We start from the raw sequence: 23,982 nt of genomic DNA, 5'->3' as shown, positions 1-23,982 counted from the left end.
GGTCTGGAGATTTTCCGATCCCCGTAACACTGCGTTCACAACTGGACCCTAGTGAATCCCCAGCATGTCGCAGGACAAGTCCTGGGCCAGCGAATACACCGTGCTCCAAAGCGACGACATGCGCAGCGATCTGCGGTGCAGTCCGATCACCAGGAGGTCGATGCCCTGCTGCTCCACAACACTGACCACCGTCCCGAGCATGTCGCCTTCGAGAAGGAACGGCGTGACGATCACTCCCCGCGCGCTTCCCTCTTCTGCCGCTCGCTGCATCAGCACTTCGTAGTGCCGGTCATGCTCGTCCTGAAGTTGGCGTATCGCGGACGGATCTGCCGCCGCCGCAAAAGCCGTGTACGCCGGGAGCGACTCCTTCACCGTGATCGTCGAAAGGCCCAGGCCGAGACGCGCGGCGAGTTCGATGCCTGCGCGAAGAGCACGCGCGGACTGCGGAGAATCATCAAGAGCTACTGCCACGTGCTGAAACATGTCTCGCCTCTCCGCCTGCGTTGCTACTGCGGTTCACAACCTGCGCGCTCCCGATAATCTTTCGCCGCCCGGGTCACTGCGTTCTTGATCTCGCTCTCTCCGAATGGTTCGGAGACCACGTCATATCCCCCAAGATCCAGCACGGCAGTCCAGAGCCGAAAGGTAGGGTGGCGGGTATAGACGAGAATCGACGGCTGCGGACTCAGCAGACTCAGTTCTCCCCACAACGGCCACCATTCGAGCTCCGACATGGCTTCGGGCAGCAGCAGGACCTCAAAGACCTGCCCCTCTCTCCGCAGCTCTTCAATCTCCTCCGCCGTCCCAACGCACACGAGTCCGCTATCCAGTGGGGCGAGCTTCTCCCGCAACAACTCACGGTTGCCAGGTGAAGTAATCGCCAACATCTTCGCAACTGCCGAGTTCCCCATGTTCGAACCCTCGCGCGGCTCTCATCAAAAGAGTGCCACCCTTTGCGGCCATGACTCAGTGAGGAACGGTTAGCTCACTGTGAGCGATCGGGGCAGCCCCTGTCACGGCCAGAACGAACGGGTACTCCACCCCTCCTTGGAGCCGTGCCGAATTGGCGTAAGAGAGTTACATTGATCTGTACGGAGACATCTCCCGCAGCAGTGCAACCCAGCGGTCCACAGAGACTCGGAAGAGGCCATGCCAGAAAACCTGATGGAACCCGGAGCATCGTCGCAGGCATGGAAGACTGACGCTGCTCCTCCGTCGGAGCAGGAGATCAGGACTGAGCTGGAGCGGGTGCTGGCGAGCTCCATCTTCTCCCAGTCCGATCGCCTCGCGCGATTCCTCCGCTTCACCGTCGAGCATGCGCTCGCGGGCAAGGGAGACTCCCTCAAGGAGTACGTGATCGGGGTCTCCGTCTACGATCGCAAGCCGCCGTACCATCCCAGCCAGGACTCCATCGTTCGCACCGAAGCCCGCCGTCTGCGCACCAAGCTGAAGGAGTATTACGAAGCCGAGGGTAGCAACAGCAGCGTCTTCATCTACTACCGCCTAGGAAACTACGCTCCCATCTTCCGTCGCGCCAGCCCCCAGCTGGAAGTCAGCGAGGAGCCTCCGCTGCCCGCGTCCAGCAACCTGCTCGCATCCGGCAACGGTGTCCGTCTCGCCGTGCTGCCGTTCGTGGATATCTCGCACCGTCCGCTTTCCACGCAATGCGCGCAGGGGCTTACGGATGATCTGATCCACGCGTTCAACCACACTGAGGGCGTAAAGATTGCCTCGCCCGCTGCCGTCGAGCAAGCGATGTCGCATCCCTGGGATCTGCGCGGCCTGATGTCGACAGCGGGCGTCACCTGCGCCATTGAAGGCTCCGTGCGCATCGACGACGAGTTCCTGCGCGTCACCATCCGCGTCGTGAACGAAGATGGCTTTCAGGCCGGCTCGCATCGATTCGAAACCTTCGCTGATCCGACCGTCATCGCAGAGGTTCAGGAACAGATCGTCAGCGCGTTCATCTCCCGCGCCCGCCCCTTGCAGTCGCGTATACGCAAACATCAGGCCGACGTCGGTGCTCTCGCATGGGCCATCTATCCGCTGGTCATCCAGGCAGAGACGATGCTCAACGAGGGCTCAGCAGCGGACATCCAGCCCGCAATGCTGCGGTTCCAGGAATCGCTCGAGATCGCACCCTTCGCCCGCTCCTACTGCGGCATCGCGCAGTGTCATCTCGACCTGGCGCTGCGTGGAGCAACGCCATCCTCCGAGGTAGTCGGACGAGCCATCGCCGCAGCGGAGAAGGCGATTCAGCTCGACGCAGAGATGTTTGGCTGCTACAGCACCCTGGCGACCGCCCATGCCCTGGCATGGGACTGGGAGGCAGCCGAGAGGCAATTCGCGAAGTCGCTGGCGCTCGGGGTGCATGGACCGTCGTCCCGGCAGTACGCGCTCTATCTCGCCGTTCGAGGCCGCTTTGAAGAGGGTGCGGAGCATCTTGCCATTGCGAATCGCATCGACCCCTTCTCCTACCGGCAAAAGGTAGCGTCCGCAAAGTTCCTTCACCTCGCTGGCCGCTTTGAGGAACTTCTCTCCAGCCCGACGACTCGCGGCCGCTATGGAGCCGTTCCTCTCGAATCTAAGATCATGAAGGGACTTTCGCTTGCGCATCTCGGCTTGAATAGGCAGGCGCAGGCCCTGGTCGACGAGATTCAAGCCGAGAACCAGCCTCACAGCCTGTTGTTCACAGCGCTTGCAGAGATCCTCGCGCTCTCCGGCGACCTCGAGCGCGCCACGAAGATTGCCACGACCTACGGGCTCTTCGGTCCGGCCACGCGGGTCAGCTCCTGTCGCCTCGCCCTACTGGCGTTGGCGTTGGGCGATGAGGCTGGCTGCTGCGATCTGCTGGAGAAAGGCATCGCGGAGCACGAAGCCGAGATGATCTGGCTGCAGGTCGATCCACGCTTCCATCCGATCCGACCATCCTCAACGTTCCAGCAACTCGTCGAGGGCGTATCCCCCGCTCATGACTTCGCCACCCGAAACAATTAAGCACCACCTCACCGTTAGCTAACCGTTGCTGACCTTCCCTCCTCCAACGCCGCCTGTCACGCTCAGCCGTCTACCATTCCCCGGAGGCAATGTGAGTGAACTTCAATCCGACGCGCTGGTCATCTTCGGTGCAACCGGCGATCTAGCCTACAAGAAGATCTTCCCTGCCCTGCAAGCAATGGTGAAACGCGGCACACTCTCCCATCCCGTAATCGGCGTGGCAAAGTCCGGCTGGAACCACGAGCAGTTTCTGCAACGAGCCGAGGCCAGTCTCACCGAGCACGGCGGACTCGATCCCAACGCATGGGCAACTCTACGTCCCCTGCTCCGTTACGTGGATGGCGACTACTCCGACGCGGGCACCTTCACCCAACTCAAGGCTGAGCTTGGCTCCGCACAGCACCCCGCTCACTACCTTGCGATTCCGCCGCTGCTCTTCGGCACCGTGGTGGAGCACCTTGGCGCGGCTGGCCTCACCAACGGAAGCCGTGTGATCGTCGAGAAGCCATTCGGGCACGACCTCGAGTCCGCTCGCATCCTCAACACCCAACTGCTGCAGCGCTTTCCAGAATCCTCGATCTTCCGCATCGATCACTATCTCGCCAAGCGGCCCGTACTCAACATGTTGGTGTTCCGATTCACCAACAGCTTCATGGAACCATTGTGGAATCGCAATCACATCGAGAGTGTGCAAATCACCATGGCCGAAGACTTCGGCGTGCAGGGGCGAGGCTCCTTCTACGACAAGACCGGCACCGTGCGTGACGTCATCCAGAACCACCTCTTCCAGGTCCTCTGCAACCTTGCCATGGAGAAGCCAGGCGGCAAGGACAGCGAGTTCTTTCGTGATGAGAAGGTCAAGGTCCTCAAGGCAATCCCCGAGCTCCAGTCCAGCGACATCGTCCGTGGGCAATTCGATGGCTATCTGCAGGAACCTGGAGTAGCCGCTGGATCTGAGACGGAGACCTTTGCGGCAGTCCGCCTGCAGATCGACTCCGACCGCTGGCAAGGTGTTCCCTTCTTCATTCGCGCCGGCAAGAATCTGCCCATCACATGCACCGAGGTCGTTGTGCGACTGCGCAAGCCGGCTCAGTGGAATGGCGTTGAAGCTCCGCAAAACACCATCCGCTTCCGCGTCAGTCCTGAGGTGACGATCGCCATGTCCGTCGCGGCAGGCTCCCTCAGCGACGAGAACGTTCGCATCCCCGTAGAGATGATGGCCAGTCGCCATCCCGCTCCTGAGGAGATGGAAGCCTACGAACGCGCGTTGACCGACGCACAACACGGCAATGCCGCATTGTTCGCGAGACAGGACGCCGTCGAGGAAGCGTGGCGCATCGTCCAGAATGTCCTCACCCCTGCAACCCCGCCCATCTCTTACGCACCCCACACCTGGGGCCCGGATGCGATGCGCACGACCATCGCACCCGATGGCGGATGGGCCGACCCACAACCCGAACTGGAAGAAATCCATTGGTCTCGCACAGGTTCCGCATAACGGGCTCACGATTGAAATGACACGGAGAGCCTCAAAAGCTCTTCATGCATCCAACGCAAGAACGACATCTACCGGGAGTGCTTCATGGAAATCGGAATGATTGGACTGGGACGCATGGGGGCCGATATGGTTCGCCGGCTCACAAAGGGCGGACACACCTGCGTGGTCTACGACGTCAGCAAGGCCGCCATCGAAGCCCTCGGCAAAGAGGGCGCCACGATGGCGTTCACCCTGGAAGACTTCGTTGCGAAGCTTCCCACGCCAAAGGTCGTTTGGCTCATGATTCCAGCCGGCTTCGTCTCCGGCATGCTGGAGAAGCTGCTTCCCCTGTTGAAGGCCGGCGATGTGATCGTCGATGGCGGCAACTCGTATTACATCGATGACCTCAAGCATGCAGCTCGCGCTCGAGAGTCCGGCGTGCTCTGGATCGATGTCGGAACGAGTGGTGGCGTTCACGGCCTCGAGCGCGGCTACTGCCTGATGATTGGCGGCGACGACGACATCGTGAAGCATCTCGAGCCCGTCTTCGCCACGTTGTCTCCCGGTGCCGGTGAAACCGCCACCGGTTCCACAGCTCCGCTCGGATATCTCCACTGCGGTCCCGTGGGTGCAGGGCACTTCGTCAAGATGGTCCACAACGGCATTGAGTATGGGCTGATGGCAGCTTACGCGGAAGGCCTGAATGTCATTCGCCACGCCAACGTCGGCAAGGCAAAGTCCGAGACCGACGCCGAGACTGCACCGCTCCAGAATCCGGAGTACTACCAGTACGATCTATCAGTGCCTGAAATCGCGCAGGTGTGGCGTCGCGGCAGCGTGATTTCCTCATGGCTACTCGACCTCACCGCCGAAGCTCTCACGGAGTCGCCCGACCTGGACGGCTTCGATGGTCACGTATCCGACTCCGGCGAGGGCCGCTGGACATTGATCGCCGCCATCGACGAAGGTGTACCCGTCGACGTTCTCAGCTCCGCCGTGTTCGCCCGCTTCTACTCGCGAGCCAACGGAACCTACGCCAACAAGCTGCTCTCCGCGATGCGCTATCAGTTTGGTGGGCACAAGGAAAAGTAGCCATGGCGGATGCCATGGTCCGGGGCACAATAGAGCAAGCCTCGTTTCAAGGATTAGCGAATGAATGTCCTCGTCGTAGACATCGGCGGAAGCCACATCAAGTTCCGCACGCACAAACAGCGCGTGCCCGTCCGCTTCGATTCCGGCCCGAAGATGACCCCCGCCAGCATGATGGCCGCGCTGCTGAAAGCGACCGAGGAGTGGGACTATGACCGCGTCAGCCTCGGCTACCCTGGCGCGGTCATCCACAACAAGATCTTGCACGAACCGTATAACCTCGCACCCGGCTGGGTGAACTTCAACTTCGAGAAGGCCTTCTCTGGTCGCAAGGTTCGCATCCTCAACGATGCCGCAATGCAGGCACTCGGAAGTTATCGCAACGGTCGCATGCTCTTCCTCGGCCTCGGCACCGGGCTTGGCTCGGCCATGGTTGTCGAAGGAGCAGTGCAGCCGATGGAACTGGCGCACCTCCCATGGAAAAAGGGTCGTACGTACGAGGACTATCTCGGGGCTGCAGGATTGAACCGACTTGGCCGCAAGAAATGGCTAAAGCATGTCCTGGAGGTCACGCAGACATTGCGCACGGCCCTGGAGAGCGACTACGTCGTGCTCGGCGGCGGCAACGCAGCTCTGGTTGATCCTCTTCCCGACGGCGTCTCACTCGGCGCCAACGAGAATGCCTTCAAGGGTGGTTTCACACTCTGGCGTAGCGGCTACAAATTCCAATAGCCCGCCCATGGCGGTTGCCGTTACTTCGCGGCCATCCCAGTCAGGTACTTGAGGTATGCGGCAAACGTCTCCGGCACAACCCGGTACAAGACGTTCAGCCCTTCCTTGCGAGATGTGATAAGCCCCAACTCGGTCAGGATCTTGAGGTGGTGGGAGAGCGTGCCTGGAGAGATCGTATGCTTCGCGCACATCTCGCCGCAGAACAACTCACCGCTCTGGGCAATCTGCGAGTAAATTGCGAACCGATGCACATCGAAATGCTCGCACAGGAAGCACGCGAAGTGGAGATGCCGTCATGTGGATAGTTCGTCTTGCTCTCGATCGCCCTTACACGTTCATTGTAACGTCGATCCTCATCCTCATTCTTGGCTCCGCATCCATTGCCACCACGCCGACAGACATCTGCTCAACATCGCACTCGGTGGCGGCTGGCAATAACTCCTTTCGAGCGCATCGCAATTCAGCAGATTCAACCCTGACCCCCGTTGAGTCCAATGCGAATGCCACAGATCAACACACCACGCTCAAGGGATCTTGAAGGAGATGGACTGAATGTGCGTAAAGGGGTGATCGGAACGGACCTCGATAGCATTGCGACCAGGTGGAACAGGCACGCTGCCCCATGGACAGGTCAAGGAAGTTGGGGTCGGAGCAACCGACCGTCCAAGCAGCCAGAGCAAACTCCTGAAGGATGATCTTGTTGAGCGTCTGGATGCGTAGAAGAGTTCCGAACCGGAAACTCTGCGACGACACGCCCATCGTTAGGGCCAGGACGTTGCGCGTAAAGGCCGCCGCATGGACATTTTTATCGCCACGATCCACATGGACATGCCCTCTGAGTTGTCCACTGACTTCGATCACACGTGTACGTGGCGTTACGGCAATCCAGGGAGTCCAACGGAGGGGGTCTTCGTTGGAGTAGCGAGCCCAAGAAAGTTCGTCACCGTATTCGAGGCAAAGTTCGATACCCAGACATTCCCGCTCGCATCGATCGCGATTCCATAGGGCTCGTTCAGTCCTGCGTCCGAACCATACCCTTTCGCCGGGGCGGCGACCGTTCCTACCTTCGGGGTCGATGCTCCCAAAATCTCTGCGATCGAATTACTGTCGTTATTGGTTACCCAAACATTTCCGGCACCATCGACGGCGATTCCATTGGGATGATTCACGCTCTCTGCGGTGTATCCGCTCGATACGAGCGTACCGGAAGTTGTTACCTGGCTCACACTGTTGCCAAAGTAATTAGCCACCCATAAATTATTAAACTGATCAACTGCGATGCCAGATGCAGCCTCGCAGCATGAGACCGTACGCAAGACTGATCCCGATGCCGAGATCTCGGTGATTGTGCTCGAACCTTGATTTGCGTACCAGGCGTTGTGGTTTCCATCGATGGCGACGGCTGCTGGAAATGACATCGAGCCTGAGCCATATCCAGCGCTCCCCGAGACAGCCACACCGTTCTCGTTCAGCAACGAAGCTGACGAATTCCCATCGTTTGCTACCCATATGTAGCCATTGCTGTCCACTGCCAGGGCGTCTGGAAAATCGACTCCTCCCTGGGAGTAGCCGCTCGCGCCAGAAAGAAATTGCCCCGACGAGCTGAGCTCCGTGACGCTGCCCTTTCCTCCATTCACCGGATATGAGCTGGCCTCGTTGCTGACCCACACATTATCGTTGGCGTCCACAGCTAAACCATAGCTCTCAGACAGCCCGCCACCTGTATATCCTGCCGCCGGGGAAAGAGGAGCCCCCGTCGGGGCGAGTTTTGTCACAGCGTCATAATAGTCCGCTGCCCAAATGCTCCCAGTCGAATCAAGTGCGATGGCCGCTGGACCGTTTAGCCCACCGCCAGAATAACTAACCGCCATCGTCCAATCCGGCGGCGCGTCCTTTAGAACTGGCTGGAAGGGCGAGGACGCCGGTGCAAGGGCAAAGATTGGTGCCACATTCTTCTCTGGATCGCGGACGATATTAAGCATGGCATCGAGCGTATTCGACGGCACGATCCCGGCAGCAGAAGCCGCCCCTGCAAACAGTGAGTCGCAAATCGCACCGCCCACCGAACTCACGCAGTTAGACAGTATTCCCGCCAGGCTATTGAGCTTAGCTACAGGCACAACTGCCCCGGCCGGAGCATTCCTACCAGGAGCGGTGCCTGTAGACAGATCAATCAGGTTCGCGACATTCGCAAACGCATTTGCGAGGCCGCGAGAATTCGCGGGACTTGTTCCAATCTGCGCCCCCGGCCCCACGAACCCCGCCAGCGCATAAGACGCCGCCACAGTGGACACCTCGTTAATTGTGACGGATGTAGAGGACGTGATGCTGTTGCACGGTCCCAGCACTGACAACAGGACCATCTGTGCGCCGCCAGCTTCTGTGCTCTGTCCAACAGTTCCACCGGTGGCAGTCACATAAATTTCGCTGTCAGCGGCGGGACACATGTGCGTTGACCCAATTGAGAAAGTGCCGTCCGCTGCCGAGCTCGTCGGAGTATCTAACAACGAAGTTGCCCCGGCGCCGTAGCCTGTCGTTCCGGCCGCATACATCTGGACCGTAGCGTTCGCGATGGGGTGCTGGCCACTCATGAGCCTTCCGGAAAATGAGACACCGTTCTGTGGCGGAAGCATGATGGATTGCGTCCCCGAGCCGCAGCCCGTGAGGATGCAGGCGACGCCGCCTAACCATAGTATCGAGCCAAGATGTGCCCACGGCCCAGACTTTCTATTTTTCACCGAACTCATATCTCCCTACTGGAAGTCTCTGCTAAGTTCGAGAAAATCTACATGGCTCATGAAATCCAGGAGATCGGTCGATAACTCCTTCTGAGCAACCGAAGCATCGGGCCCTTCATGAGGCCGTTCGATGCGGACTAACATTGGAACGGCCCGCCTTTTCACTCCGCCGAGCGACCCCAGATCAGGAGGCGCAAAGGACATCCAGGCTCCGGCCGTCGTACGAGATTGCTCCGTGCAGCCAAAAGGCGTGCATCCCGCGGTCGCGAGAATCATGTCATTGCTGCCATTGCGATACGTAGCGGTATCAAAGGCTATCGTCCTCCCTAGTGTCGAAATTTTCTCGGGAGAGCGCGACTGCGGATCGAGGCCGAAGCCGAGCATGCACTCTTGAGCATTGTGAAAGAAGGGGGCGATCCATACCGCGAGCACAACTTCGCGCCCTGTCTTCCGAGAGACATACGCACCGTCCTCGAGGACGGTGGTGTCTCCACTCTCTTCAGTCCACGTCCGGCGCAATTCGTAGTCGCCAAAACTCGAAGGTAATCGGTGGCCGGCGACAAACTCGGGCGAAGGATGCGGCTGGGCCGCCATCTGAACCCCATACAGTGCGATAGAGGCCAGAATAAGAGAGACGAAAGCAAATGCTCGTCCGCCAATCGGACTCGGCTCGCTCTGCTCGTTCACATGCTGTAGGACAGGCTCAGTTTTTGACTTGCTGTCTCGCCCTTCCATCCGGAGCACAAATCTTAGGAACACGGTAGTAGCGACCAAGAAGAGGCACGAGCCAATGGCGTAGTCGGCTTGCTTCGCTATGCTTTGCAGCCAGGAGTGCCCGATCGCGACACGATAGTACAGCACAAGCGTACACAGTCTCAGCAAGTTGAAGAGGTGCCCAAGTAGCACCGCTCCCGCTGTGACCGTAGCCCAACGCACGAAAGAGAAACGCTTCCAGTATCCGATAATCAGTGCGATGTAACCCAGCGTGACCGCCCCGCGCATGCCGTCACACCCTGGTGCGATGAAGAGTCCGAAGTCTGGTGAGAACATTAATTGCAATTGTGTATTACTTGGAACGAAGTGGATTGCGGTCGCAAACCGGCGGGCTATGTGAGCCGCCGCCCGCTGCAGTGGCATATCAATAAGCGTGGCTGCGGTCGAAGGCAGCGGGTTAACGAGCAGTAGGAGGGCCAAGGGAAATAGAGCTTTTCGCCAAACTCGAAAGCCGGCAAACAACAGGACGACGCCAGAGCCGTAAGAGAAGCACAGCAGTCCACCGGGGATAAGCGAGAGGCCAAGCATTGATCCTATATGGAGCCTCGCAACCATATTGACCTGCAATTCAGCGAATGCCACTGATAGAAGCAGAGGCACAAATCCCCACCACGTTCCGCACAGTTGCCAACCTTCCTGCCTCCATACGCGCAGCGTCAGGATCACACTGATCGGGGGAAGAAACATCCCCATTGAGCGCAGCGGGTCGCCCATCCACAAATCCCAGAGTTGCGGAAGGAGAGGATAGAGCAGGATCAACCCGCACGCACTTGTTAGCGCAATTATGAGCCAGGTCCTATTTTGCGGGGCGATTTCGGCCAGCTGCCGCGAGACAGGATCATCCGACCTATCTGGGGAGATAGAACACTCTTGCCCGGGGCGATAGGCGGGGAGGCGAAGCAGGGACATGAAACTCCTTTACCACGAAAGTTTGTCAGACACAAAGGAGTGCAGCGTTGAAACCATACGGCGAATTCCTTGAACCTTAGTCGCAGTGGGGTATATTTTCAGCGCGTGTCACTCTCAGCCTTTACCTGAGGAGCCGTGGTCGAAAGCAATTTCTCTTTCAGCCACCAATCCTGTTTCGTCCATGCTTCAATCTCGGCGTCCATGTCCTTGTACTGGACGGAGCTTGATGCCGGAGCGCTTGAAGCGATTTGCTTCTGGGCGGATTTCGGGGTGGAATGATCTCCGATGACTTGCTCGACGCGCAGCCGTCCAGGGGCGAATTGCGGCAGATAAGCTATCGGGTCGAGCTTGGCGACTTTGGCAAGGAAGTCCGGCGTAAGGTATCGCGCGCGTTCCCCTTCCGGAATGATTGGCGATTCCTTCAACCAGTCCGGCCAGTCGCCCCAGGGATTGATCGCATCGACAAATGCAATCCTCGAGTCCGTGGCTGCCGCCAGGATCCCGATAGACCCTCCCGATCCCTCTCCCAACATACCCACTTTGGTTGTGTCCAGATCCCCCCTCATCGCGAGGTAGTTGAGTACCATCTGAACATCGTGCGTGGAAACACCGAGAGACTCTTGCAGTTCGCTGACAAACCACTCTTTCATTGGCCGCGTGTGGTATCGCTGCCCATTTACTGCGGAGACGAACCCAACCGCTGCGACCCCTCCCTTCGTAACAAACTCGCCCCACGCCTTCTGCGTGAAATGGTCTGTATCAGACGGGAAACTATATAGATAGATGATTACTGGGGGCTTCACAACGCCATGAGGCATCAATACATACAGATCGATGGGATCGTTCGACCGCCACTGTACGCGGACGAGCTCATTGGAATAGCCGGGAAAGTCAGACTTCCCCAGAACCATGACCTTAATGAGCGACTTATTCAGCCCCGCCTTCTCCGCATTGAGCTCTGTCCAATTTTCCTGTCGTGCTGTCTCCGTGGAGCTCGTTGGGGCGGCGGCTCCTGCTTCTTGAACGAGATTGCGTGCCTGTGCTAGGCACGCATTCGTAGAGATCATGGAAACGATACAGACACAAAGAACAAAACGCTTCATATAAGCTCCAGCAATCAAACGAAGGTCGACGAATTTCAAGTCTTGTGCCCCCTGCAAAAGTAGGGGAGCCATGCGTTTTCGCATAGCTCCCCAAGCAAGGGGCATCATCAATGGGAGCCTAGACCGATTTCACCGTCTGCCATCAATCTTGCATCCCCATTGTTATCGTGGAGTGAACCGAACCACGATCGATCGTCCGAGCGTAATTCGATCATCCTCCGTCTCGCTGCTCTGCCATGCTCCTGACTACAGGATGCGAGGCAGGTCGAGGCGCACGCTCACATTGCTCAGGAGCGCGAACGAGTTATCCTGACGGCCAAGGAAGTTCAACTTCGTATCGAAACGGAATGCGCGAACGGTCACCGTGTAGACGTTCGAACCCGCGTTCACGTTGACGATGTCCTCAATCGTCCTCTCGCCGAAGAGAACCTTCAGCTCGTTGACGCCGCCCGCTCCACCGTCATAGGTGAAGGTCACTTTGTACACGAGGCCTGGGATCGTCTGGATCGTTTGGGAAAGCTCGTTCTGGTCTGTCGCATCGCCCGTGATGCAGGCTGCGCCGGCGCAGCCGTTGTAGGCGTAGTAGTTTGTTCCGTCGAAGAGCGGTGTCCAGAAGAAGTTGGTAAAGCCCTGGTTGGAGGTCCAGCCATCGAGGCTTCCGCCGTCCGCTGAAAAGTCGCCGTTCTGGACAAGATTCCTATCCCAAGCGGGGACTACCGATTGCGTCTGCGCATGCATTGCCTGCGGCGCCTGAAGGCCCACGACAGCAAGGCACATTGTTGCTACACCTGTGCGAAACCAAGCGTTCATCGTATCTCTCCTTAGTACAGAAGTGGCTCTGTTGAATGTCTAATGAGGGGACCCCGCTTCCTCAGCGGGGCCCCTACTCAGGCCCTGGTTCTGGCGTATGCGCTTACTGACGCTGGTTGATCTGGCCAGCCTGGGTATGCGTTCCGCAGTAGGTGTTGTCGGAGCTGACCGTGAGGATCGCTCCGCCTACATCGCCGCCGGCCTCAACCATGGTGCAGTTAGGGGCCGCGCCGCCGGTGGTCCCACCGAAGGCATTCGCTCCGTTGGAAGGATCACCGGTCGGGTTCACCGTCGGGTCCCAGCTGCGGAACGTCACACCCGGAGGCGCGAAGTGCGAGTGCAACACCTGCAGCAGGGGAATGCCTGTCGTGCCGTTGTTGCTGAAGGGAACGAAGTCCGGGTGGTTGGTGGTGGAGATGAAGTTCTGCGCCGTGAAGGCGAGCTTGTTCGCAGCAATGTAGTTGTTCGAGGTGGTGGTGGAGGTAGTCACCAGTCGCAGCAGCGACCAGATCGGGTAGTTGCCGTTCTGCAGGTCGGTGAACTGCACGCAGGCCAGGTAGGTGTTACCCGCCGTCGGAAGGGTGTTCGAAATGGTCGAGTACGGCACCGTGGTCGAGCCCACCGTGCAGGCCGACGATCCCGCCGGACGGTTATACAGCGGATCGAATCCATCCACCGTCAGGTACTTGGCGTTCGCAGCGGCAGGCGCGTAGTTCGCCGTGCTCCAGAAGGCGTATTGGATAGCGTCTTGTACCGAGTTCAGCTCCGTGATCGACTGGCCGGTGCCGATGACACGCTTGCGGTTGGCCGAAGCGTTGTCATTGGTGGCGATGATCATCTGGTAGCCACCAAGCGTGGCGTTGAAGCCTGCAGGAGCACCGGGAGTCGTGGTGCTGCAGTTCTGCTGGCCGGTGGGCTGGTTGGTGCCGACATCCTGCGAGGTGTTGAGGTTGCCCGCTCCACCCAGGTTGGTGGTGTCTGGAACCGAGTACTCCATGGTGTTATACGTCCCGGAGAGCGGCTCGCGGATGAGGGGGGTTGCATTCGCACCCGTGCCGGCAGTCGCAGCGGAGATATCGCCGGTATAGCCGTAGCTTCCGTCGAGGAACTTCGCCAGAGTCTGACGGGTGATGTTCGCCGGAGTGCTTCCACCGAACGCCAGCGATCCGAAGCCGTTCGTCGTGTTGGTGGTGTTCACCGCCACGACCACGGGGACAGCGCCAAGCGGGATCACCGTGTAGGAACCGTCGGTGGGAAGGTTGAAGTCCAGCACGTGGAAGGAGCTGGGGCTCGTGCCGAACGCGCTGAAGATCGCGTCCCCGTTGCTATAGCCAAGACCCAGATACTGCGATCCGCTCACCGAGGAACCGCAGGAGGTCAGGCCGCGCTCCATGGTGAACTTGGCGTCCTCGGGACGGATATCCGTCGCCGCAGCCGTCAACGCCACACCATTCAGTTTGTTCCAGACTCCCGAAGGCAGCGTCGACTGCTCGCTGCCCGGGAAGAGCAGGCCGCTGGTGGTGCCCGTCGGCGTGGCGCCGCTCACTGAGCCCAGCTTACCGCCGTTGAAGTAGAGACGGTTTCCGATCACCGAATCCGTCTGCACCATGGCATAGATCTTCGTGTTACCGTTGACGGTCGTGCAGCTTGTGCCCGCAGGAGTCCACGCGACCCAGGCGTTGCCGCTCTCGGAACGGGTGATCGGGCTTCCGCCCGTGGGGGTGAAGGTGTCGGTCACATTCAGCGGGGTCGTTCCCGTGCCGGTGCCCTGGGTCCAGACGCACGTGGCGCCGAGACCAGCAGGTGTGGCCGAGATACCTGAGCCGGCCGCCAGGCCGAGCTGAAGGAACTGCGCGGAAGATCCAGCCACAACCACTTCGAGGACTTGTGCGTGAAGGCCGACCGTAAAGCCAACCAGGCCTACGGCGATTCCGAAGAACTTGCTCGTCATTCGCATTGAGTGCTCCATCTGCTCGAGTTGACCGCGTGGCATACAGGACAGGTGAGGAAGGGCCCTTAGAAGAAGGGTGTATGCCCCGTGGGACGAATAGATCCGATACCTGTTGCGCTCTGCAGCGCTGCTCTACTGGCCCTTGTGCGTATAAAACGATCCAGGGGGTGTAAGTCCCAACCACCCGGAAGCGCGATTCATCAAGGAATCACCGTCTCGTCACAGACCGCTGCCCGCAGAGCGAAAATTGCAATTCGTTCTCATTGGTGACTCTCACATTACTGATTCGGAGTAACTTACGAGGAAACATTTCGACACACGCACTGACCGCAAGTGATTGACTTCACGATAGCTACCGCAGAGCTCGAGCGCGGTCGCGTCCGGGGGGCCGGCAAGGCATAGTGATGCCGTATATTCACGATCGTGTGACACTGCCGGGGAAAATTTCCGGGGCTCTGTAACTCGTCATCATTGGATCGTTACAAACCCATAACTCATTCTTTAGCAATCCACACATTTTCCTCAGCTCGTTCCTGACCCGTCGTCCATTGCCTTCCTCGGCAGGTCGTTCTTGAAGCAACGTCTCCGGCTCGTTCGCCCGAACCAATCGCGAGAGATGTTCTTCGAGATTGAGGACCTTCGGAGAGCTGGGAAATATGGAGAGAGCGACAACAAATGCAATCGTGACACACGCGCGGCGCTCCTTTGGAGGAGCGCCGCCCGCATACCAATGGTTCGTAGTTGCCTTACGACTTGAACCGGTTCCTGAAGTGAGCTGCAGCGACGCCTGCGATGCCGATGAGCCCCAGGAAGACCGTAGGATCTTCCGGAGAGTTTTCGCAGCCGACGGTAAGCGCATGCAGGGGCGCGGCAGAGGCAAGGGCCAAAAGAGCCAGGACAAGTGCATATTTCTTCATGTTCGCTTCTCCTTGTTTGAAGGTTCGGTTTAGAGGACTGGAGAACGCTGCTCTACGGTCTTGCGCCCAGTTTGCCGTTCGCGAGGGAAAGAGACAGAGGCGTCTGCAGCGGAGCGGCGATGCCGATAAACTCCGTCAACTCGCTGCCCTGATCAGCTCCGGTTCCGGCGACAGTTTTGACAGCCGCGCCCGCGACCCAGAGGTTCCCGGCGCCATCCACGCCCAGGCTCATAAAACCGTCGCCGGCATTAAATGTGCTGGTCAGGTCCGAGCCGTCCAAGTTATAGCCGCCACCCAGAGCCTTTACACTGCCGGTGCGGCCGCCCGAGTTGACGGAAGGGTCAGAGGCCTGGTATCCGCTCGCTGGGGACAACATCGCTGTGCTGCTCGCGGTGGCATAACCGGTGGCGTTGGTGCGGTTGAACGCCAGGAGAGAATTCTCGTATGTACCCCATGCATTCCCTTGCCCGTCGACGATAACCGCGCTGTTTGGCACAGTGAACGGCGCGGACGCCGATTCAAGCACGGCCCCCCAGGTACCATTCGTAATGTCATCCGCGCCGGCTTGCGTCAGATCCGGAACCATCGCCATGCAACTGGGGCTGCCATCGCTCGGAAACCAGGCGTTGTTTTGGCCGTCGATAGCCATCCCCCAACCGACCGGGAAGGGCTCGTTGTTGTTGGCGCAATAAGTGGAGGAGGCGAGATACTGCATGGACGAGATGTAGCCATAGGTGCCGTAGTCGGTGGACGTGGGTCCCACGATGTTGCCGGAAGCAGGGTCAAGTTGCAGCAGCCCCACGGATTGGCTGGTGCCGGTATACGTGGTGCTCGTGGAGGTCCAGAGACGCCCGTTCTGGTCAAAGGCAATCGGGCCAGGGCAGGTGCTGTTGTCCGAATAGGTGAGATACCCGTCCGGCGAGCCCGTGTTCAGCACGCTACCGGTGCCGCTGTCGAACTCCAGGATGCTGCCGCCAAACGTATTCCCAGAACAACCTACGTTACTGGCTCCGCCGGGATTGGACGAGAGCCAAACGTTGCCTCCCCCATCGACCGCCAGACCCCAGGGTGCCGGAGTCAGCAGATTACCGTCCGAAAGGCCGCTCAGAAGGGTCGAGAAGGTGGAGGACCCACTCAGCTGGACCTGCGACAGGCTGCCGTGGTCTCCGACACCGTGATTGCCGTCCTCCGGCGAGTTACCAATCCAGGCGTTGCCATCCAGGTCGATGGCGATGCTCTGAGGATTGAAGACACCCGTCCTATATCCGCCGAGGGCCGTGTTCGAGGTGCCGGAGGGCGTGAGAGGCGCGCCCAGCGAGTTGAACACAGCCAGTGATCCGCCCGTCGTGCTCATCGTGGGCACCCACACGTTCCCATTCTGATCGATGGCCAAGCCGGTGGCCTCCGGCTGCTTCGTACCCTGCCCGCCGCCGAGGCCTCCACCCTGGAAGATCAGCGCGAGCGAAAGATCGGTGGTCGTACCCGCAGTGGAGGCGGTCAGCGTGGGCTGGAAGAAGTTATTCGCCGTGACCAGGCTATAGATTCCCGAGCCGCTCTGTACGTCCACGCCGCAAGGAGTCACCGTCTTGTCTCCGGGACAATGCGCGATGTTCAGCACCGCCTGCAGGGTGTTCTGTGGGGTCACCGTCGTCCCGCTGGCAAGGCTCACCACCGGAGACACGGTCGTAATCGTCGTAGCGGTAAAGAGCTGGTTGCACTGCGTGCTGAGGCTGCTGATCGAGCTCTGCGTATTCACGCAGGCGGCCAGAGCATTCGCCATCGCGTTGATGCGGCCCTGCGGCACAATGCTGGTCTTGTAATAAGGAGTGGTGTTGGTCCCCGTTGCGGTGACGCAGGGAGCACTGGTGCAATACGCCGGAGTGACCGCAAGTGCCTGCCCACTCGGGATGTCGACAAGATTGGACACCGTGGCGAACGCGTGGGCCAGGCTGGTCGGATCGTTGCCTCCAACGTGGGTCGCATCCGTCATGAACTGAGCCAGGGCAAACGCCGAGGCGACCGTCGTGACCTCATTGATGTCGACGAAGGCCGGCGTGCCCGCCTTCACCGCATTGCACTCTCCCAGCGCAGCCATCAGGACGAGGTTGCTGTTGAGATTGCTCGTCGGGTTGCCGCCGAGGCCCGGATTTCCACCCGACCCCACGATGTACAGTTGCTGACCCGCGGAACAGGTGTCAGTCGAAAGGGTAAAGTTGCCCGAACTATCGGTGGTCGTGCTCCCCACCACAGTGCTCGCTGCACCGTAGCCGCTCGTCGAGGCGGCATACATCGTGATGGTTGCGCCGGTCACCGGAGGGTTGCCACCCTTCACGCGGCCCGTGATCATCTCCTTGGTGCCGCCAGGAGAGCCGGACGAAGAACCGATCGTGGTCCCCGTCGAGGTAAGTTGCGCTGGGTTGACTCCGCAGCCAGACAACAGCAACGCCCCGGCGCTTGCGAACAATAGCATCCCGGGAAGCAGTCTGCCGGTGCGCAGCCCTCTCCTCAGGCCTGTCACTGGAAGTAAAAGAATATGACTCACTGGTTTTGCCTCCAACTACCGTGTTTTTGCGTCGTGTTCGCTAGCGGGATGTCACTCCCGTCGATGGAACTGCGCCGCGGTAAGTACTTACTCGATTGATCTTGAGTAGGATTTGCGCATGCGAGATATGAGGCATTGCGGATAAAACGCAAACGCCCAATAGATAACGCGCGAGACAGTCATTTCCCAACCGGTCTCACGAAATATTTTGGCGCAGTTGGCGGCGAACGGACCGGAGTGGTAGGAATCTCCTCGAAGAATAACTACGAATCCCTCGAATCGCCCCTCGGGTCAATTAATGCTCCATGAATTATTTGCAGCAAACACGCCGGTACGAGACGAACTTAGTTGGATTGCAACAAATAGATCCCCCAAGCCTGGTTGGGAGAGCCAGTGAGGTCTTCCCCGATGACAAAGATGGCATTCTTGCCGCCCAACGGGCCAGCAATGGCGACCGCCGAAAAGTGATACGGAGTAAAGGTCTTGCCTCCGAAGCCAGACCCGACATAGACGATCACATTGGGAAAGAGACCGTTGGTCGAAGCGTCCTGCGCTCCAAGATCGATGGCGAAGTCGCAATTTCCAAACCCTCCGTTCGACTGCACAGAGGCTGCGGACGGATTATTCCCCGGATAGTCGCCGCCATAGAGCATGGTGGACGTGCTGGCGGCAACGGACGCACACGCCGATGGCTGGCTGGAGAATCCGAACGACGCCGGCAAAGAAGACCAATTCGTGGTGGAACCTGAAGAGCCGCTGCCGTAAATGAAGCCCAGGTACCTGGTGGACGTGGCGCAGACTGACGTAACCGGTCCAGATGCGGCGCACGCCAGAGCGTGAGGGTCGACCGCGCCCGACGGCTTCTGTAACCCAATGGCGCCGGTCCCGGCGCCGAGTGTGTTCTGATACCCCCCGCCCGCGGAACTCCCATTGTCCTCCACCAGCAGCCCCGAAGGCCCAATGCCCGCCATAGCTTGAGGACTGCTCGTACTAGGAGCTCCGTTGCCCAGATCAGTGACGGTGGGGAAAGCAGGAATTGCGATGGTGTTGCCATAAGGCGTCTGCGAGCATGCTCCCGTCTGGCTCGTCGGAGCTGTCGCCGGTATGCCGCCGCCCACGGAGGGCAGGAGAAACTGCTTGATATTCGCAAGTGTTACGGTACTTCCGCCGCCGCTCACGTCCACGCTCCCATAGGCAGTCTCCAGCTTCGGGTTCCATGTGTTTAGGGCGGGTGCGGTCCCAGTAGTTATCAGAGGCGTTGGCAGCGTGACAAAGAGAAAGGTCTCCGCGGTGCTCATCGAGGGGCACGTGACCGCGGGAACGAGCGGCACGAACGCCTCCCCCTGTAGCTGCAATAATCCCCCCGCCTGATCAGGCAACTCCACCGCCCAGCCACTAGGGGTCTTATAGGATGTAGGAGGCATGCAGACGATGATCCCACCGCAGGCATAGGTAAGGTCCAACTCCTCCAGCCCTCGGGCCAACCCAGGGGATAAGAGTTTTCCCGCGTACAAGACCTTTGATCCCGACTGCCCAGTTGAGACGGAATATGTCTGCTGCGCAAAGGTATGCGCCGCATCGTCGATCGAGTAGGTCGAAGGTAAACCCACAGACCCGCTGAAGACGCTGGGCGCCATGTACATCTGCGGTCCGGCAGGTGATGTGGCCTGGGCCGGGGTTGTGATTGAACTGCTGCAGCCCCCTAGCAAAGCCATAGACGACACGGCAGCGAAGGCCGCCCACGCGTATCGCCCGCATTTGCCCCCAACCAACCGCTGCCCGTCTCGCTTTCCAAACAAGGATACCTTCCTGGAATTCATCACCATCTCCTAATAGCTCAACTTCAAGGCAAACTGCACAATGCGGGGATCGTGCGCATCCACCGGATGAAGGAAGGAGTTGCCCGCCAGGCAACTTGAGGCGCCAGCCGAGTAGGCCGTCGTGATATCCCCGTAGCAGTTGATGACGTTATTGCCCGTGTTCCCTGGATGACTCGGGTCATAGATGCGAAACTGAGTGTGATTGAAGACGTTGAACGCTTCGGTTCGAAACTCAATATCGCCCCTCTCATGAAACAGCTTCCAGTTCTTGAGCAACGCGAGGTTGAAGTTGATGCGCGAAGGATTGCTCATTAGGTTGCGGCCTGCGTTGCCGAAAGTAAGTCCGCGCGGTGCGACGAAGGCGCCGGGATTGCCAAGCAGAGGACCAATGGTGGTGCCACTTGCCGACGAGGAAACCGAAGGCCTGATGCCGCGGGGACTCGATATCACATCCGGATAGGACCCCACACCAAGCCCGTCCCCAACCCCCGCGTTATCCGCGGCGCCCGTTCCAGCTCCAGAGCCGCCGTTGATCACGCTAAATGGCGATCCAGTCTGGAAGGTGGTAATTCCGGAAAGCTGCCAATCATCCAACCAGATGTGACGCGTTCCATTCCCGGGAGCCGTTCTCCTTCCCGAGGACGAACTCGCACCCGCTTCATCGCCGCCAAACAGATTGGAAAAACCGTCTAGCCAGCGGATCAACGGAAGAGAATAGATGTAGTTGATATTAAGAAGGTGCCGCTGATCGAAATCGGAGCTCCCGTGGTTTGACCTTATATCGAGGGAGTTCGTGAAGTTGGCGCTGGAGCGGTCGGAAGAATCATCGATGGAATGGCTGTACGTATAAGCCAGGCCTACCGTCAGCGGCCCAGTCGTCTCACGCAGCGTACCTTGTAACGACTGATAGCTGGAGTTCGCAATGTTCTCCACAGAGATAATATTGCTGAACCCAGGATACGGCCTGAGAGCATCGGCGCTCACACCCAGGCCCACTCCAGCCACGCTAAAGCCTGCATTGCCCGTGCATGCCACGACCAGATTCTCCCATCCCGGAGAGGTGGGACCAATCCCAGGACCGGATATCTTAGTCCCTGGAGCGTTTGTCCCCGCAGATGGGAAGAAGGTGTTATTGCTCGCCCCACTGTTACACACGTCATAGGTAATCGGTTGACCCGCGGTAAATGGATTCAACCCGGAAGCAAGCGGTTGAAGCTGATTCAGGTCGCGCACCGCGGTCAGGTGTGTCCCCTTGGTTCCGACATAGGCCAACTGCGCGATCAGTCTTTCGGCAATCTGACGTTGCAGGCTCAAGCTCCACTGCTGCGTATAGGAGTAGGTCGCCTTCGTAGGGATGGAGGTAACATTCAGTGGAAACGTTGGGACGCCAGTCAAACTACTGTTGGGACACTGTAGCGCCCCGCCCTGGCAAGAGTATCCAATGGTGTTGTAGCTATTGATATTGGACTGTGTTTCGCTCAGAACCGAAGGAGCGCTTCCAATGAGCGAACCGACGTTCGCCTCGTAACCTGTCCCATGCTCCCAGAACAGTCCATAGCCTCCGTGAATTGCGGTCTTTCCATCTCCAAACGGGTCCCACGAAAGACCGAAGCGCGGACCAGGATGAAAGACACTGCTCGACATGCAGCTCTTGGGCACAGGATTTACGCCACACTGCACCAGACCATTCGTGATGACCGGATCCAAATTCGCCGGATTCAGGTAGACCGGCCCACCCGTCGTCTTGCGGACAAGATACCCCGTGTTCCCATCCACGTACACGGAACCGCCGAGAGACTTGTCGTAAGCTTCAGGTCTCCAGTTCCACGCACTTCCCTCTGCGTTGTACCAAGTGCCGAACAGACTGGCCCGCAATCCGACGTTCAGCGTCAAGCGTTTGCTGATGCGGAAGTCATCCTGAAGATAAATATCCGCCGCCTTGAAACGGTTGTAGTACTTCTTCTGTCCACTGTCCTGCGTATAACTCTTGATTGCTGTCTGTGCGAATCCAGAGCCGACCGACGACAAGGCCACCGACGAAGGTGGGATATTCGGTCCTGCAAGGAAATCCGCGAACGCATTTCCTGAGGAATACCGTGACTGCTGGTTGCTGAAGGTCAAGAGCCCCTGGAGGTCGCCGGAGTTGGCGCCTGTCACTGCACTCAATTCGTTCTGTTGAGCATAGGTCGCTTCAAACCCGGCCTGAATCGTGTGCTTTCCCCACGTCTTGGCCAGGTCGTCCCTGACGGAATATGTTGGATTATCCTGGCTCCACGGCGCATAGCCCGTATCGACCGAAAATCCATGACCTCCATAGGCTCCATTCGTCCCCTGGAAGACCAAGCCCGGCATCCGGTTGCCATTGTAGCCATTGTTGAATATGTAACCGATCGGGCACTGCTCTACTTGTTGACCGAATCCTGTCACCGAACTGCAGGCGCTATCGAGGATCGAGGGGCGATTCAGCGAGCTCACTCCGGGACCAGGCTGCGGCGCAAGCGTAATGTGCTGCACCGCATAGCTGACCGCGATACGATTCAGAAATGCATGTGGGAGCGTCTGAGCAAGGCTTGCAACCAAGTCGAGCCCTGGACCTACAAAACGATTTTCCACGGTAGGGAAACTATTTTGAACAATGCCCCACTGGGGTGTAAGCGTCGTAGTGTCCCAGGCATCGTGGATGTAACGGAAGGCCAGTTGTTCGTCGGGAGTGAGAACCTGGTCGATCCGAAACAGCTCTTCCCGCCAATAAGTAGGTGGCGACACGGCAGCGATATAGCACTTCGGCAGAGCCGTTGGATTGGTGGAGTCGCAGCCAACCGTTGAGTTAGGTTCGGGAATGATGTTGGTATTGAGCAGCGCCTTGCTCACATAGCCAATAGAGACTTCGTTGCCAGCGGTGTAAACTGAACTCCCTGGTAGCCGGGAACGAGGGCAATCCGGGTAAGCACTGGGGGTGAAGCTGGTAGGATGGCTACCGGGCTCTACGGTGGGACAGACATCAGAAAAGTCTCCCATACCCGTAAAGTTTCCAAAGCCGGTGTTTTGAATATCTTCACCACGTTCAGCCGACGTTGGCACCGCCTGGTTGTAGTCCACCGGCGTCTTTTCCAACCTTATCTCTTCAGAAAAGAAGAAGAATGTCTTGTTCTTCTTTGTGTTGTAGACACCGGGAATGTAAAGAGGCCCACCGATTGTTCCGCCGTAGTCCTGCCTGCGATAGAGTGGCTGGCGGCCCGGCGCGTCGAAGTAATTTCTGGCATTGAACATTTCATTGCGGATGAATCCATACAGATTGCCGTGAAACTGCGGCCCGCCGGACTTAGTCGTCACCAGGACGCTTCCTGAGGCGCTCTTGCCGTACAGCGCGCTGTAGTCTCCCGTGATGACCTTGATCTCCTGGATCGCGTCGATGCTCGGATACACCATCAACGGCTGGCCTTGGCCTCGGCTGGTGTTGATGCTGGTGTTCAGGACATCACTGCCATCGATCTCGAAGGTGTTATATTCCACGCGTCCACCGTTGACGCTGAACTTTGCGCTACCTGCAACGCCAACTTTCGCTTCATCCTGCCCGGACTGGTTACTGACTCCCGGCGCCATCGTGATCAGCTGTGAGAAATTACGGCCGTTGAGCCCGTAGCCGGCCACCTCTTCATTCGATAGTGTGGTGGCCAGGGATGCGGTATCCAGATCGATTTGGTTTGGTGTCTCCGCTTCAACGGTCACGTTGCTACTGGCTGACGCAATCGTCATCTGAATATCGAGAACGAATGCCTGCCCCACCGCGAGCTGAATGACCTTGCTCCCGCTGCTGAAACCCTCTTTGGATACGCTTATCTCATATCTTCCAGGCGGAAGATAAGGCGCCGAATACGATCCCTGACTGTCGGTTTTGGTCTCTCGTTCAAAATTTCTGTCCTGGTTAACGATCTGGACGGCCGCATTCGGTATCGCTGCCTGCTGCGGATCCGTGACCCTTCCGGAAATCTGACCGCTCTGCGCAAGGCTTGGTGTACCTCCGAACGCAGCTAGACCCACCATTATCATCAGCAATCGCGTGATTGACCGAAGCATCAACTTACTCCCATCGGTGTCGCGTAAATTCGCTCTTGAACTGGAA

The 23,982-nt window shown here is 58.6% G+C and carries 16 protein-coding genes; 4 read left to right on the top strand and 12 right to left on the bottom strand.

Annotated features, from left to right (window positions below; genetic code table 11):
* Nucleotides 1-48: 48 nt before the first annotated feature.
* Together AC5E6W_RS21475 and AC5E6W_RS21470 are read right to left on the bottom strand one after the other, a co-directional pair.
* Complete coding sequence (locus tag AC5E6W_RS21475) at nucleotides 49-483, bottom strand: universal stress protein (protein ID WP_491754390.1); 435 nt, start codon at nucleotides 481-483, stop codon at nucleotides 49-51.
* 23 nt (nucleotides 484-506) lie between these two features.
* On the bottom strand, nucleotides 507-911 hold the full coding sequence (locus AC5E6W_RS21470) for a hypothetical protein (RefSeq protein ID WP_491754389.1): 405 nt from the start codon (nucleotides 909-911) through the stop codon (nucleotides 507-509).
* A 238-nt stretch (nucleotides 912-1,149) separates the two neighbouring features.
* Between AC5E6W_RS21470 and AC5E6W_RS21465 the strand changes: the two genes are divergently transcribed.
* The 4 genes from AC5E6W_RS21465 (at nucleotide 1,150) to AC5E6W_RS21450 (ending at nucleotide 6,295) form a co-directional block, all read left to right on the top strand.
* Nucleotides 1,150-2,997, top strand: a complete 1,848-nt coding sequence (locus AC5E6W_RS21465; RefSeq protein ID WP_491754388.1) for a hypothetical protein — start codon at nucleotides 1,150-1,152, stop codon at nucleotides 2,995-2,997.
* A 91-nt stretch (nucleotides 2,998-3,088) separates the two neighbouring features.
* Nucleotides 3,089-4,495 (top strand): glucose-6-phosphate dehydrogenase, encoded by a 1,407-nt coding sequence (gene zwf, locus AC5E6W_RS21460; RefSeq protein ID WP_491754387.1) that lies wholly within the window; start codon nucleotides 3,089-3,091, stop codon nucleotides 4,493-4,495.
* 84 nt (nucleotides 4,496-4,579) lie between these two features.
* Nucleotides 4,580-5,566, top strand: coding sequence for a phosphogluconate dehydrogenase (NAD(+)-dependent, decarboxylating) (gnd, locus tag AC5E6W_RS21455; protein ID WP_491754386.1), 987 nt, complete (start codon nucleotides 4,580-4,582; stop codon nucleotides 5,564-5,566).
* Nucleotides 5,567-5,626: 60 nt separating this feature from the next.
* The gene (locus AC5E6W_RS21450; protein WP_491754385.1) at nucleotides 5,627-6,295 is read left to right on the top strand and encodes an ROK family protein; all 669 of its coding nucleotides are present in this window, start codon (nucleotides 5,627-5,629) and stop codon (nucleotides 6,293-6,295) included.
* A 20-nt stretch (nucleotides 6,296-6,315) separates the two neighbouring features.
* Here AC5E6W_RS21450 and AC5E6W_RS21445 read toward each other — a convergent pair whose 3' ends face one another.
* The 10 genes from AC5E6W_RS21445 to AC5E6W_RS21400 all read right to left on the bottom strand — a co-directional run bounded on the left by AC5E6W_RS21445 (nucleotide 6,316) and on the right by AC5E6W_RS21400 (nucleotide 23,936).
* Nucleotides 6,316-6,546 (bottom strand): ArsR/SmtB family transcription factor, encoded by a 231-nt coding sequence (locus tag AC5E6W_RS21445; protein ID WP_491754384.1) that lies wholly within the window; start codon nucleotides 6,544-6,546, stop codon nucleotides 6,316-6,318.
* A 624-nt stretch (nucleotides 6,547-7,170) separates the two neighbouring features.
* Nucleotides 7,171-8,886 carry an NHL repeat-containing protein gene (locus tag AC5E6W_RS21440; protein ID WP_491754383.1) on the bottom strand — a complete coding sequence of 572 codons (1,716 nt, stop codon included), beginning with the start codon at nucleotides 8,884-8,886 and terminating at the stop codon, nucleotides 7,171-7,173.
* 162 nt (nucleotides 8,887-9,048) lie between these two features.
* Entirely contained in the window at nucleotides 9,049-10,716 is a 1,668-nt protein-coding gene (gene xrtJ, locus AC5E6W_RS21435; protein ID WP_491754382.1) for an exosortase J, read from the bottom strand.
* A gap of 98 nt (nucleotides 10,717-10,814) precedes the next feature.
* Nucleotides 10,815-11,891 (bottom strand): alpha/beta hydrolase family protein, encoded by a 1,077-nt coding sequence (locus AC5E6W_RS21430; RefSeq protein ID WP_491754381.1) that lies wholly within the window; start codon nucleotides 11,889-11,891, stop codon nucleotides 10,815-10,817.
* 174 nt (nucleotides 11,892-12,065) lie between these two features.
* Nucleotides 12,066-12,629: a carbohydrate binding domain-containing protein gene (locus tag AC5E6W_RS21425; protein ID WP_491754380.1), complete on the bottom strand. Its 564-nt coding sequence runs from the start codon at nucleotides 12,627-12,629 to the stop codon at nucleotides 12,066-12,068.
* Nucleotides 12,630-12,732: 103 nt separating this feature from the next.
* Complete coding sequence (locus tag AC5E6W_RS21420; RefSeq protein ID WP_491754379.1) at nucleotides 12,733-14,580, bottom strand: hypothetical protein; 1,848 nt, start codon at nucleotides 14,578-14,580, stop codon at nucleotides 12,733-12,735.
* Nucleotides 14,581-15,326: 746 nt separating this feature from the next.
* Nucleotides 15,327-15,497: a PExPT-CTERM protein gene (locus tag AC5E6W_RS21415; protein ID WP_491754378.1), complete on the bottom strand. Its 171-nt coding sequence runs from the start codon at nucleotides 15,495-15,497 to the stop codon at nucleotides 15,327-15,329.
* A 52-nt stretch (nucleotides 15,498-15,549) separates the two neighbouring features.
* A complete protein-coding gene (locus AC5E6W_RS21410) occupies nucleotides 15,550-17,967 on the bottom strand; it encodes a hypothetical protein (protein WP_491754377.1) in 2,418 nt (805 codons plus the stop codon).
* A gap of 416 nt (nucleotides 17,968-18,383) precedes the next feature.
* Nucleotides 18,384-19,370, bottom strand: coding sequence for a hypothetical protein (locus AC5E6W_RS21405; protein WP_491754376.1), 987 nt, complete (start codon nucleotides 19,368-19,370; stop codon nucleotides 18,384-18,386).
* A gap of 498 nt (nucleotides 19,371-19,868) precedes the next feature.
* Entirely contained in the window at nucleotides 19,869-23,936 is a 4,068-nt protein-coding gene (locus AC5E6W_RS21400) for a carboxypeptidase-like regulatory domain-containing protein (protein WP_491754375.1), read from the bottom strand.
* Between the last annotated feature and the right edge of the window lie 46 nt (nucleotides 23,937-23,982).

The sequence above is a fragment of the Bryocella sp. genome, from assembly GCF_058498515.1.
Note: the sequence above shows the minus strand (reverse complement) of the source record. Positions and strands in the feature narration are given on the sequence as shown.